This is a genomic window from Nocardia sp. NPDC004068, from assembly GCF_042874315.1.
Taxonomy (GTDB): Bacteria; Actinomycetota; Actinomycetes; order Mycobacteriales; family Mycobacteriaceae; genus Nocardia.
Map to the genome: position 1 here is coordinate 1 of NZ_JBIAMW010000016.1, position 12,274 is coordinate 12,274.

Sequence of the window (12,274 nt, forward strand, 5' to 3'; positions counted from 1 at the left end):
TCAACACGCTCGCCCTGCACTATGGTGAGCGGATAACCGGAAACTAGCAGGACAATTCACCGTTCTGCCCACAAAAATTCCGACACTCCCTGCGGCCCTGGGTTGCCTGGCCTTTGGGGGAGTGCTCGGTTGGGATGCCCGTACCTGGGAATCCGAGGCTTGGGTGCCTTTCCTTGGGAGTGCGGCCGGGATGTCCGTGTCTGGGGGAGTGCGCGCCTACTGGTGTAGGGCGCCAGTGCGACGTAGGTGGTGGGGCCAGGGGATGAAGGGTCAGCGCCAGGGGGTGCGGTGGGGGGTCAGGGTGCGGGTGGCTTCGTGGGAGAACTCCAGGAGGATTCGGGAGAGGCGGGGGAGGTTGAGGGTGTCGGGGCGGGTGGAGAGGGAGAGGGCGGCGGGGGGTGTGCCGCGGGGGTGGATGGGGGCGGCGGCGCAGGTTATGCCGAGGACGGCTTCTTCTCGGGCGGTGGCTATGCCTTGGCGTTGGCGGATTCGGGCCAGTTCGCGGTGGAGGGGGGCGGGGTCGGCGATGGTGTGGGGGGTGAGGCGGGGGAGGCGGGTGTGGAAGGCGGCCTCGGTGATGTCGGGGTCGAGGGCGGCGAGCATGGCCTTGCCGAGAGCCGTTGCGTGGGCGGGCATTCGGCCGCCGAGGCGGGTGGGGAGGGCGGCGGAGAAGCGGCCGCCCGCCTTCTCGAGGTACACCACGTCGCGGCCGTCGAGGACCGCCAGGTGGCCGACGAGGCCGGTGCGCTGGCACAGCTCGTGCAGCAGCGGACCGACGGCGTCGCGGATCTCGTTGTGATCGGCGGTGAGACCGCCCAGCTCCAGGGCGCGCAGGCCCAGGCGGTAGCCGCCGGAGGTGTGGGTGAGCCAGCGCAGGCGGATCATCTGGTCGAGGATGCGATGCACCGTCGAGCGCGGCAGGCCCGTCCGGTCGACGAGTTCGAGCAGCGTCAGGGTGGGGGTGGCGGCGTCGAACGCGTCGAGGATCAGCGTCATCCGCTCGATCATCGACACCGGCCGCGCGGCCAGCGCGGTGACGGTCATGGGTACCTCCGTGGGCGCATCCGTCGGGTCACCCCTCACCCTGCTCCGTACCGGCCCCGTACCGAATCCGTGGAATTACCTATCTGTGAAGGTGACCCGCACCGACACCGGCGTCGTCTGCAAGGCCGCGAAGCTCGCCGCTGTGAACGCCGCCAGCCGCGGATGCGGAGCGAACGCCTTCGCCCGCGCCACCACATCGTCGTCGGGGCGCAGCTCGGCGCGGCCGGTGCGCCACCGATCCCCTTGGCGCAGCCGCACTTCCGGATTCGCGCGCACATTGTTGCCCCAGCCCGAACGCATCCCGTGCTGGCAGATCAGCCACGCGCCGTCGGCGTCGAACAGCGCCGACACGTTCACCCGGCGCGGTTGTCCCGACTTGCGGCCGATCGTCTCGAGTTCGGCGGCGAAGTCGGACCGCACGCCGATCCGATCCAGGACGCGGAACAGCGGATTGGCCACATACCGGCCCACCGCGCGTTCGACGGCGAACTTGCGCGCCTGCCGCTCGCCGCCGGTGTGACCGCGTTTGGGCCGCACGCTGTCGAAACCGTTGCGGCGCACCATGCTCACCGCCGTGCGCCACGGCGACCGTCCCGGATCGGGATCGAGCCCCGCCCCGAGCCGATGCAGCTGATCGGTGTGCCATTGCAGATCCACCGCGCCGTCGAGCGCCTTCAGCCCCCGCGAATTGCCGCGCAGGCCGAGCGTGATCGCGGGCGGACGCAGCGCGTCGACACCGTCGCTGAGGAGATCGCTTGCGGCGCTGGTGAATACGGCCGACGGGCGACCGAGCCCGATGACGTCGCAGGCGTCCGATCCCACCGCCTCGGCCATCGCCGATTGGGTCCGGAACCCGCCGGTCACCGCCAACGGAACCGTGGTCGCGGTGCGCCGCACGGTCTCGGCGTAGTCGAGGAAGTACGCCTCGCGGGCGCGCGTGCTCGCCGAGCGGCCCATCATCGCCGGGGATTCGTAACTGCCGCCGCTGATTTCGATGAGGTCCAGCCGTTCGGCCGCCAGCAGTTCGATCACCCCGCGCGACTCGTCCTCGGTGAGGCCGCCGCGCTGGAAATCGGCGGAGTTCAGTTTGACGGCGACCGCGAATCCCGGACTCACGGCCGCGCGAATGGCCCGCGCCACCTCGAGCACGAACCGTGACCGGCGCGACGCGTCGCCGCCCCACGCGTCGGTGCGCCGGTTGGTCAGCGGGGAGAGGAACTGCGAGACCAGGTAGCCGTGCGCGCCGTGGATCTGCACGCCGTCGAAGCCCGCTGCCTCCGCCACCCGGGCGGCGGTGGCGAAACGGGTGACGAGATCGAGGATTTCGGGCTCGGTCAGCTCGCGCGGGGTGGGCATGCCGGGGATGTCGAGCGCCACCGCCGACGGCGCGACCGGGCGGCGGCGCGAGGCCAGCGGATTCGCTTGCCGCCCAGGGTGATTGAGCTGCATCCACACCGGGGTGCCGCCGTCCTTGGCGGCCTTGGCCCAGCGGGTGAGCCCGTCGAGGTGCCGCTCGTCCTCGATCGCGACATTGCCGGGCTCGCCGAGCTGGGTGCGGTCGATCATGACGTTGCCGGTGACGACGAGGCCGAAACCACCTGCGCCCCAACGGCGGAACAGGCGTTCCAGCCGTTCGTCGGGCCCGTGGTCCGCGGTGCCGAGACCTTCGCTCAGGGCGGCCTTCATGAGGCGGTTCGGCAGCACCTGCCCGCAGGGAAGGGTGAGCGGATCGGTCAGCGTGGCCATGGTCGTGCTCCTTCCGTCCGGTCCCGGGTAGACCGATTGGTTTAGCGTGACGGTAGTACACCGATCGGTCTACGGCAAGGTAGGCTGGGCGGACGGACAGCGCGCAGGAAGGGGTCGCGACATGGGAGCCCGGGATCGTCTCATCGACAGCGCCGTGGAACTGCTGGGCCGCCACGGGGTCGCGGGGACGGGCATCGCTCAGCTGCTCGAGCACAGCGGCATCTCGCGCCGCTCGGTGTACCTGAACTTCCCCGGCGGCAAATCGGAGCTGGTCACCGAGGCCACGCGGGTCGCCGGGCGGGCCTACAGCGCGCTCATCCGCACGGCCGTCGCGGGCGCGGATCTGGCGAGCTGCCTGGCGTCGTTCCCGTCGATCTGGAGCGAGATGCTGGTGTCGAGCGATTTCACCGCGGGCTGTCCGATCGTGTCCGCGGCACTGGGCCGTTCGGAGGCCCCCGCGGCGGCCGACGCGGCGGGGGAGGCGTTCACCGAATGGGAGACCATCGTCGCCGAGCGGCTGCGCGCCGAACGCGTGGACGCGGAGACCGCGCGCTCACTGGCCACCACCATCGTCGCCGCGGTCGAGGGAGCGGTGGTGATGGCCCTGGCGACGCGCTCGGTGACGCCCCTCGAACGTGTCGGCGCGCAACTGTCGGCCCTGGTGGCCCAGCACACCCGAGCGGCCTGACCGCGTCGCTGCCCCATATTCGCATCGGCTCGGTCGAATTCTGTTGCTGGCCCGGCTTACTCATGCGGCCGTGAGCGCGGGTGTTGCTGCGCCCGGACGCGCCGTGAACGCGGGTGGTTTCGGCTCGCTCGGATGCCGTAGACGCGACTCGCGCGGATTTGTCAATAGCGTTCGGGCGCAATATGTTTCGGGAGATATCCATGTGCGCTCCGGGGGGTGGGGCGGGTAGCTTGGCGGGCATGACGATTCTGGTTACCGGGGCCACCGGGAACATCGGGCGGAAGGTTGTGGATCATCTCCTCGCGGCGGGGGCGGATGATGTTCGGGCGCTGTCGAATCGGCCCGAGCGGGCCGGGTTGCCGTCGGGGGTGGAGGTCGTGCGTGGGTTCCTCGGGCGGGTGGAGACGCTGCCCGCCGCGTTCGAGGGGGTGGATCGGATGTATCTCGCGCCGTATCTGCCGACCGTCGAGGAGGTGGTCGATCTCGCGCGGCGGGCGGGGGTCGGGCACATCGTGGATCTGTCGGGCGACGCGCATTGGGTGCCGATCGCGCGAGCGGTGGAGAAGTCGGGGGTGGATTACACCCATCTGTCGGCGGGGGAGTTCGCCGACAACAGTGTGATGTGGGCCGAGCAGATTCGGGAAGGGCAAGTGCGGGAGGCGTATCCGGAGGCGGCGAACGCGCCCGTCGCCATGGACGATATCGCGCGGGTGGCCGCCGCCGTGCTCACCCAGGACGGGCACGCGGGAGCCACCTATACGCTGACGGGACCGGACACCATTACGCGGGCGGAGCGGATTCGTGAGCTGGGTCGCGCGCTCGGCCGCGAGATCCCCGTGGCCACCGTGAGCGAGGCGGAGGCGGTGGCCGTGCTGGCGCCGGCGATGGGGGAGGAGTTCGCGCGGTGGTACGTGGAGGGCCTCGCCGCCTCCATCGACGATCCGCAGCGGCCGACCACGACCATCGCCGATCTCACCGGTCGGCCCGCCACCACCTTCGCGGAATGGGCCGCGGCCAACGTCGATCAGTTCCGCTGAGCCAGCAAGCGTTCGATCTCCTCGGCATCCGGAATCGACGCGCTGGCACCGAGTTTCGTGGTCGCCAGCGCGCCCGCGGCGCACGCCCAGGCCAGCGCGGCCCGGGGACCCTCGTGCCAGTGCGCGGCCAGGGCGCCGGTGAAGGTGTCGCCCGCGCCGGTGGTGTCGACGACCTCGACGGTGACGCCGGGATCGTCGAATTCGCCCTCGGGTCCCCGGTACCGCGCGCCCGCGCCGCCGCGGGTGGTGACGACGTGCGGCACGGGATCGAGCGCCGAACCCAGTCGCCGGGCCTCGCCCTCGTTCACCACGGCGATGTCGACGGCGTGCCACAGTTCCGGTGGAAGATCCTGCGCGGGTGAGGGATTCAGCACCACCGTCGTGCCGTGAGCGCGGGCGTGGTGGGCCGCGGCCAGTACCGTCTGGATCGGAATCTCCAACTGGCACAACAGCAGATCCGCGGCGGCGATCGTGGCGAGGTCGGGCTGGGACAGCTCGGTCATGCGGGCGTTGGCGCCGCCCACCACGATGATGGTGTTCTCGCCGGAGGCGTCCACGACGATGGTGGCGACGCCGCTGGGCCCCGCGACGGTCCGCAATCGGGCCGTCCCGACCCCCGCGTCGTCGAGCGCCGTCCGCAGTTCGGCCGCGAACAGATCGTCGCCCACCGCGCCCACGAAATCGACCTCCGCGCCCGCCCGCCGCGCGGCGATCGCCTGATTGGACCCCTTCCCGCCCGGCACCGTCTCGAACCCGCTCCCCAGGACGGTCTCCCCGGGCTCGGGCCGTCGCGCGGTCGTCGTCACCAGATCCAGATTGATACTGCCCACCACCGCGATGCGCGCCATAATCGCACCGTAGTCGCCGAAGGGGACATCGCGATGACAGACACCGATCCGCACATCCATGTCGACCGCAAGGTCGTGGCGGCCGGGGCCGACGTGCGCAACGCCATGGTCTCGGTACTCGGCTTCGCCCCCGACACGCCCGGCGCGGTCACCACGGGATGCGGTGTGCGCGCGGCCTTCTCGATGACCTCCGCGCGGCCGGAGAAGGTGACCTGCCTGCCCTGCCGAGAGTTCGCCGCGGCGGCGTATCGGCGGCTGGCCGATCAGGTTGAGCGGGCCGCGCGGATGCCCGGGGTGAACATCACGGCAACCGATGCCGCCACGGCCGCGACCCGGTTGCGGGAGATCGCGGCGCGATTCGCCGGTTAGGGAGGATGGTCGTTCTCTGTCCGGCCCTGTTCGCCGAGCGGGATATCCTGTGTCCCATGACTGCCCCCACTGCCACCGAACTGGACGACGTCCGGGCGGCGGTGCACGATGCCGCGCGCCGCGCTCGGGTGGCCTCGCGGACGCTCGCCCAGCTGACCACCGCCGAGAAGGACACCGTGCTGCACGCGGCGGCCGACGCCCTGCTCGCCGCCAAGGATCGGGTGCTCGCCGCCAATGCCGAGGACATCGAGACCGCGCGCGCCGCGGGCACGGCCGATTCGCTGCTCGATCGCCTGCGGCTGACCGAGGCCCGGATCGACGGCATCGCCTCGGGGTTGCGTCAGGTCGCGGGGTTGCCGGATCCGGTGGGTGATGTGGTGCGCGGGTCGACGCTGCCGAACGGGCTCGAGATCCGGCAGGTGCGGGTGCCGCTGGGTGTGGTCGGGATGGTGTACGAGGCGCGGCCCAATGTCACCGTGGACGCGTTCGGGCTGGCGTTGAAGTCGGGGAACGCGGCGCTGCTGCGTGGGTCGTCCTCGGCGGCCCGGTCCAATGCCGCGCTGGTCGAGGTGCTGCGTGAAGCCCTTGCGGCGCAAGGCGTTCCGCGGGACGCGGTGCAACTGTTGCCCAGCGCGGACCGGTCCAGCGTGACCCATCTGATCCAGGCGCGCGGTCTGGTGGACGTGGTGATCCCGCGCGGCGGCGCGGGCCTGATCAACGCGGTCGTGCGCGACGCGCAGGTGCCGACCATCGAGACCGGCACCGGCAACTGCCACGTCTACGTGCACGCCGCCGCCGATCTGGATATGGCCGAATCGATCCTGCTCAACGCCAAGACCCGCCGCCCGAGCGTGTGCAACACCGCCGAGACCGTGCTGATCGACAAGGCCGTCGCCGAGGTCGCGGTGCCCCGCCTGATCGGCGCGCTCGAGGGCGCGGGCGTCACCGTGCACGGCGATCTGCCCGGCCTGGTCCCGGCGACCGACGAGGACTGGGCCGACGAGTACCTGTCGCTCGACATCGCTCTGAAGGTGGTCGACGACCTCGACGCCGCCGTCGAGCACATCAACCATTGGGGCACCGGCCACACCGAGGCCATCGTCACCGCCGACCTGCGCGCGGCCCGCGAGTTCACCAACCGCGTCGACGCCGCCGCCGTCATGGTCAACGCCTCCACCGCCTTCACCGACGGCGAACAGTTCGGCTTCGGCGCCGAGATCGGCATCTCCACCCAGAAACTGCACGCCCGCGGACCCATGGGTTTGCCGGAACTCACCTCGACCAAATGGATCGTCTGGGGCGACGGCCAAATCCGGCCTGTTTGATTTCCGGCGTGGGTGTGTAACGTCGGACGCGGACGTTTTACGGCGCATATCCGCGTGTGCCGGGACCGAGGAGGACCGCACCAGTGCAGACCGCAGTGCACGAGCCGATCTTCGCGTCGGTCGACGATGTGATCGAGCGGCTCGCCACGACCGGCTATCTGGCCGACAAGGCGACCGCGACCTCGGTGTTCCTGGCGGATCGGCTCGGCAAGCCGTTGTTGATCGAGGGGCCCGCCGGTGTCGGCAAGACCGAGTTGGCGCGGGCGGTCGGGCAGGCGACCGGTGCCGAGTTGGTGCGTTTGCAGTGCTACGAGGGGATCGATGAGGCGCGGGCGCTCTACGAGTGGAACCACGCCAAGCAGATCCTGCGCATCCAGGCGTCGAGCGAGAACGGTTGGGCCGAAACGAAGGCCGACGTGTTCAGCGAGGAGTTCCTGCTCTCGCGGCCGCTGCTGACCGCGATCCGGCGCACCGACCCGACCGTGCTGCTCATCGACGAGGCCGACAAGGCCGATGTCGAGATCGAGGGCCTCATGCTCGAGGTGCTCTCCGACTTCGCCGTGACCGTCCCCGAACTCGGCACCATCGCCGCGGTCCGCCGCCCGTTCACGGTCCTCACCTCCAACGCGACGCGCGAACTGTCCGAGGCGCTCAAGCGACGCTGTCTGTACCTGCACATCGACTTCCCCGACGAGGAACTCGAGCGCCGCATCCTCGCCAGCCGCGTCCCCGAACTGAAGCCCGCGGTCGCCGCGCAACTGGTCCGGGTCGTGCACGTGCTGCGCGGTATGCAGTTGAAGAAGCTGCCGTCGGTGGCCGAATCCATCGACTGGGGTCGCACGCTGCTGGCGCTGGGCCTGAAGGATCTCGACGACAAGACCGTGCGCGCCACCCTCGGCGTGATCCTCAAACACCAGAGCGACCATCAGCGAGCGCTGGCCGAGCTGAAGCTGGCGTGAGGTGAGCAGGCGCACCCCCGCCCGCGCGTTGATCTCCTCGGCGCTGCGCGGCCGGGAGGACGGCCCGGAGGAGCCGAACGCGCTTGCGCCGCACGGTTTCCCGGGGCACCTCGTCGGATTCGTCGACGCCCTGCGCGCCCGCGGCATCGCGGTCGGTCCGTCGGAGACCGTCGACGCCGGGCAGGTCCTCACCGTGCTGGATCTGATGGATCGGGAGATGCTGCGCGAGGGCTTGGCCTGCGCGCTGGTCCGGCGATCCACCCAGCGCGCCACCTTCGACGGCCTGTTCGACCTGTGGTTCCCCGCCGCGCTCGGCCAGCGGGCCGCCGCGCAGGAGGTGGAGATCCCGCGCCGGGCCGACGGCGAGGTCGACATCTTCGAACTGCGGAAGATGTTGGCGGAGTTGCTGTCCGCCGACCCGTCGGGGCAGCGGACCCGCGAACTCCAGGCGTTGGCGGCGCAGATGGTCGAGCAGATGGGCCAGTACCAGTCCGCCAACGGCCCGTCGTTCTCGGCGTATCAGACGCTCAAGGAACTTCAGCCCGAACTGCTGATCAGCAAGATTCTCGCGGGATTGGCCGCGGGCGGCGACAATTCGGATTTCGACACCGAGGTCGCCCGCCGCGCCGCCCGGCAGCGGGTGCGCGATTTCCGCGGCACGGTCGAGGCCGAGACCCGCCGCCGCGTCGCCGAACGCATCGGCCGCGAACGCGTCGCCACCTACGGCGTGCAACGGCAGGCCGAGGACGCGGACTTCCTGCGCATCTCCGAGAGCGAACTGGCCGAATTGCGCCGGGGCAGTCAGCGTTTGGCGCGGGTGCTGGCGGCCCGGCTGGCCGCGCGCCGCCGCCGCGCCCGCCGCGGCGAGATCGACCTGCGCAAGACGCTGCGCAAATCCATGTCCACCGGCGGCGTCCCGATCAAGCTCGCCGCGCGCAAGCCCCGGCCCACGCGCCCGGATCTGGTGCTGCTGTGCGACATCTCGGGTTCGGTGGCCGGATTCTCCAGTTTCACCATGATGCTGGTGAACTCGCTGCGCGAACAGTTCTCGCGGGTGCGGATCTTCGCGTTCGTGGACCGCGTCGACGAGGTCACCCACCTGTTCGACCAGGTGACGCCGCTGGATCGGGTGACCCGGCGGATCTTCACCGAGACCAGGGTCGTCGGCATCGAGGGCCACTCCGACTACGGCACCGCGCTGCGCATGTTCGCCGAGGACTACCCGGAGGCGGTCACCAGCCGCACCTCCCTGCTGGTGCTCGGCGACGCCCGCACCAACTACCGCGATCCGGCCCTGGACACGCTGCGCGAACTCGCCGGGGTGGCCAAACACGCCTACTGGCTCAATCCGGAAGCCGAGAAGATGTGGGGCACAGGCGATTCCGCGGCCCGCCGCTACGCCGAGATCGTCGAGATGCACGAATGCCGTTCGGCGCGGCAACTGACCGCCGTCGTGAGCCGGTTGCTCCCCGTGTAGGAGGTGACGATGGATCTCATGCCCTACTGCCTGACCAAACCCGGCGCGTACCAGGACGAGCCGTGGGAGGGCGATGTGGTCGCCAAGGTCGGCGACAAGATCTTCGCGTTCGTCGGCGCGGAGTCGGTGACGCTGAAATGCGGGCGCACTCGCGAGGAGGCCGACGAACTCGTGCGCGTGTACCCCGACGACGTGACGGCCTCGGCCTACATCGGCCGCTACGGCTGGAACACCATCCGGCTCGGCGGTGCGGTCCCGCTCGACGAACTGCGCGAGCTCATCGATATCTCCTACGACGCGATCGTGGCGAAACTGCCGAAATCCAAGCGGCCCGCGCTCTGACGACCGCCCACCGCTCGCTAGGCTCACCGTTCGTGCAGGAAACAGGTCGGCGCAAGCTGGGTGTGATGGGCGGGACGTTCGACCCGATCCATCACGGGCATCTGGTGGCCGCCAGCGAGGTCGCCAATCGGTTCGCCCTGGACGAGGTGATCTTCGTCCCGACCGGGGAGCCGTGGCAGAAGTCCCGTCGCCAGGTCAGCGCGGCGGAGGACCGGTATCTGATGACGGTCATCGCGACCGCCTCCAATCCGAGCTTCTCGGTGAGCCGGGTCGACATCGATCGGGGTAAGGAGACCTACACCGTCGACACCCTGCGCGACCTGCAGAAGCTGTATCCGGACGCGGACCTGTACTTCATCACCGGAGCGGACGCGCTGGCCAACATCCTGACATGGCAGGATTGGGCCGAACTGTTCGAGCTGGCGAGGTTCGTCGGCGTGAGCCGTCCGGGGTACGACCTGAACGTCGACCATCTCGCCGAGCATCTGCGCGACAGCCCGGCCGACGCGGTGACCGTCATCGAGATTCCGGCGCTGGCCATCTCGTCGAGCGAGTGCCGTCGGCGCGCCGCCGAGGGGCGGCCGGTGTGGTATCTCGTCCCGGACGGGGTCGTGCAGTACATATCGAAGCGGCATTTGTACGTGCCGAACGGGAACGGGAAGGTGACGGAAACAGCATGACTGCATCCGCCGAAGCGGTCGACATGGCGCAGATCGCCGCGCGCGCGGCCGACGATAAACTGGCCTCCGACGTGGTGGTGCTGGACGTGTCCGAGCAGTTGGTGATCACCGACTGCTTCGTGATCGCCTCGGCCCCCAACGAGCGGCAGGTCAACGCGATCGTCGACAGCGTCGAGGAGAAGTTGCGCGAGGCCGGGCACAAGCCGGTGCGCCGGGAGGGCACCCGCGAGGGCCGGTGGGTGCTGTTGGACTACGTCGAGGTCGTCGTGCACATCCAGCACAGCGACGAGCGCAATTTCTATGCGCTGGAACGACTCTGGAAGGACTGCCCGCAGATCCCGGTGCCGGGTCTGGGCGACCCCCGGACCGGGGACGCCGAGTGAACAGACACGCCGGCGTGCGTCGCCTGATCATGTTGCGGCACGGGCAGACCGAGTGGAACGCCGCCGACCGCATGCAGGGCCAGATCGACACCGACCTCAGCGAACTGGGCCGCCGTCAGGCCAAGGACGCGGCGCGCGAACTGGTTTCGCACGAGGCGATCGCGATCCTGTCCTCGGATCTGCGGCGCGCCCTCGACACCGCGACGGCCCTGGCCGACCACACCGACCTCGACGTGGTGCCCGATCCGCGGCTGCGCGAGACCAGCCTCGGCGTCTGGGAGGGCCTGACGCACATCGAGGTCGACGCGCAGTACCCGGGCGCGCGGCAGCAGTGGCGGCTGGATCCGACCTACACCCCGCCCGGCGGGGAGAGCAAGCTCGAGGTGGGCGCGCGGGCGCTGCCGGTGGTGCGCGAACTGTTCGCCGAGCGCGCCGACTGGCCCGGCCGTACCATCATCCTGGTCGCGCACGGCGGGTTGATCGCGGCGCTGACCGCGGCTCTGCTGGATCTGCCGGAGAAGAACTGGCCGGTGCTGGGCGGGCTGGCCAACACCAGTTGGGTGCAGCTGAGCAGTCACGGTCCGAGCATCGAACAGCCCGGGTGGCGGCTCGATGTGTGGAACGCGGCGGCGAAGGTAGCACCCGATGTCCTCTGAGAACAGCGACGAACCGCGGCCCGTACTGCTGGTGATCGCCGATTCGCTGGCGTACTTCGGGCCCCGGGGCGGTCTGCCCGCCAACGATCCGCGGATCTGGCCGAATCTGGTGGGCGCCGAACTGGATTGGGATGTGGAACTCGTCGCCCGCATCGGCTGGACCTGTCGCGACGCCTACTGGGCGCTGATCGGCGATCCCCGGGTGTGGGCGGCCGTGCCGCGCGCGGGCGCGGTGGTGTTCGCGACCGGCGGCATGGACAGCCTGCCGTCGCCGCTGCCGACCGCGCTGCGCGAACTGATCCGCTATCTGCGGCCCCCGCTGCTGCGGCGCGCGGTGCGGACCGGATACCAGTGGCTGCAACCGCGGTTGTCGAAACTGGGCCGGCCGGTGGCGCTTCCGCCGCGGGTGAGCGTCGACTACCTGGAGCAGTGCCGCGACGCCCTCGCCCAGTTGCGGCCGGATCTGCTCGTGGTCGCCGTGCTGCCCTCGGTGCACGACTGCGCGGCGTACGGCCGGGTGCACGCCGGGCGGGAACCGGCGGTGCGGGCGCTGTCCGACTGGTCGGCGAAAACCGGTGTGCCGCTGGTGGATCTGGGCGAGGCGGTGCGCGACAACATCTTCTCCGGCGACGCGAATCCGGACGGCATCCATTGGGGGTGGGAGGGCCACACCGCGGTCGCGCGGGCCATGGTGAAGGTCGTCTCGGAGGTGCGCTAGCA

14 protein-coding genes are annotated in these 12,274 nt (G+C 70.3%); 11 read left to right on the plus strand and 3 right to left on the minus strand.

The window, feature by feature from the left end; translation table 11 throughout:
* Window positions 1-270: 270 nt before the first annotated feature.
* Together ACFYTQ_RS31065 and ACFYTQ_RS31070 are read right to left on the minus strand one after the other, a co-directional pair.
* On the minus strand, window positions 271-1,044 hold the full coding sequence (locus ACFYTQ_RS31065; protein WP_387368713.1) for an IclR family transcriptional regulator: 774 nt from the start codon (window positions 1,042-1,044) through the stop codon (window positions 271-273).
* A gap of 75 nt (window positions 1,045-1,119) precedes the next feature.
* Window positions 1,120-2,790: a nitroreductase family deazaflavin-dependent oxidoreductase gene (locus tag ACFYTQ_RS31070; protein WP_387368715.1), complete on the minus strand. Its 1,671-nt coding sequence runs from the start codon at window positions 2,788-2,790 to the stop codon at window positions 1,120-1,122.
* Window positions 2,791-2,911: 121 nt separating this feature from the next.
* On the opposite strand from ACFYTQ_RS31070, the gene ACFYTQ_RS31075 reads away from it, so the two are divergent.
* Both ACFYTQ_RS31075 and ACFYTQ_RS31080 read left to right on the plus strand, forming a co-directional pair.
* The gene (locus tag ACFYTQ_RS31075; protein ID WP_387368717.1) at window positions 2,912-3,478 is read left to right on the plus strand and encodes a TetR/AcrR family transcriptional regulator; all 567 of its coding nucleotides are present in this window, start codon (window positions 2,912-2,914) and stop codon (window positions 3,476-3,478) included.
* A 239-nt stretch (window positions 3,479-3,717) separates the two neighbouring features.
* A complete protein-coding gene (locus tag ACFYTQ_RS31080; RefSeq protein ID WP_387368719.1) occupies window positions 3,718-4,515 on the plus strand; it encodes an NAD(P)H-binding protein in 798 nt (265 codons plus the stop codon).
* Here ACFYTQ_RS31080 and ACFYTQ_RS31085 read toward each other — a convergent pair.
* Entirely contained in the window at window positions 4,503-5,363 is an 861-nt protein-coding gene (locus ACFYTQ_RS31085; RefSeq protein ID WP_387368721.1) for a ribokinase, read from the minus strand. The two genes, ACFYTQ_RS31080 and ACFYTQ_RS31085, sit on opposite strands and share 13 nt — an antisense overlap.
* 33 nt (window positions 5,364-5,396) lie before the next feature.
* Here ACFYTQ_RS31085 and ACFYTQ_RS31090 point away from each other — a divergent pair, with 33 nt between their 5' ends.
* The 9 genes from ACFYTQ_RS31090 (at window position 5,397) to octT (ending at window position 12,272) form a co-directional block, all read left to right on the plus strand.
* The gene (locus ACFYTQ_RS31090) at window positions 5,397-5,732 is read left to right on the plus strand and encodes a hypothetical protein (RefSeq protein WP_387368723.1); all 336 of its coding nucleotides are present in this window, start codon (window positions 5,397-5,399) and stop codon (window positions 5,730-5,732) included.
* 56 nt (window positions 5,733-5,788) lie between these two features.
* The gene (locus ACFYTQ_RS31095; RefSeq protein ID WP_387368725.1) at window positions 5,789-7,057 is read left to right on the plus strand and encodes a glutamate-5-semialdehyde dehydrogenase; all 1,269 of its coding nucleotides are present in this window, start codon (window positions 5,789-5,791) and stop codon (window positions 7,055-7,057) included.
* Between the two features lie 83 nt (window positions 7,058-7,140).
* Window positions 7,141-8,016, plus strand: a complete 876-nt coding sequence (locus tag ACFYTQ_RS31100; protein ID WP_387368727.1) for an AAA family ATPase — start codon at window positions 7,141-7,143, stop codon at window positions 8,014-8,016.
* Between the two features lie 31 nt (window positions 8,017-8,047).
* Window positions 8,048-9,493: a VWA domain-containing protein gene (locus tag ACFYTQ_RS31105; RefSeq protein WP_387369014.1), complete on the plus strand. Its 1,446-nt coding sequence runs from the start codon at window positions 8,048-8,050 to the stop codon at window positions 9,491-9,493.
* Between the two features lie 9 nt (window positions 9,494-9,502).
* Window positions 9,503-9,835, plus strand: a complete 333-nt coding sequence (locus ACFYTQ_RS31110) for an MmcQ/YjbR family DNA-binding protein (protein WP_387368729.1) — start codon at window positions 9,503-9,505, stop codon at window positions 9,833-9,835.
* A gap of 32 nt (window positions 9,836-9,867) precedes the next feature.
* Window positions 9,868-10,515, plus strand: coding sequence for a nicotinate-nucleotide adenylyltransferase (nadD, locus tag ACFYTQ_RS31115; protein WP_387368731.1), 648 nt, complete (start codon window positions 9,868-9,870; stop codon window positions 10,513-10,515).
* A complete protein-coding gene (rsfS, locus tag ACFYTQ_RS31120) occupies window positions 10,512-10,898 on the plus strand; it encodes a ribosome silencing factor (protein WP_387368733.1) in 387 nt (128 codons plus the stop codon). The genes nadD and rsfS overlap by 4 nt, the downstream gene beginning before the upstream one ends.
* Before the next feature lie 29 nt (window positions 10,899-10,927).
* Window positions 10,928-11,554 carry a histidine phosphatase family protein gene (locus ACFYTQ_RS31125; RefSeq protein ID WP_387369016.1) on the plus strand — a complete coding sequence of 209 codons (627 nt, stop codon included), beginning with the start codon at window positions 10,928-10,930 and terminating at the stop codon, window positions 11,552-11,554.
* The gene (octT, locus tag ACFYTQ_RS31130; protein ID WP_387368735.1) at window positions 11,544-12,272 is read left to right on the plus strand and encodes a diglucosylglycerate octanoyltransferase; all 729 of its coding nucleotides are present in this window, start codon (window positions 11,544-11,546) and stop codon (window positions 12,270-12,272) included. Before ACFYTQ_RS31125 ends, octT begins: the two co-directional genes overlap by 11 nt.
* Window positions 12,273-12,274 lie beyond the last annotated feature (2 nt).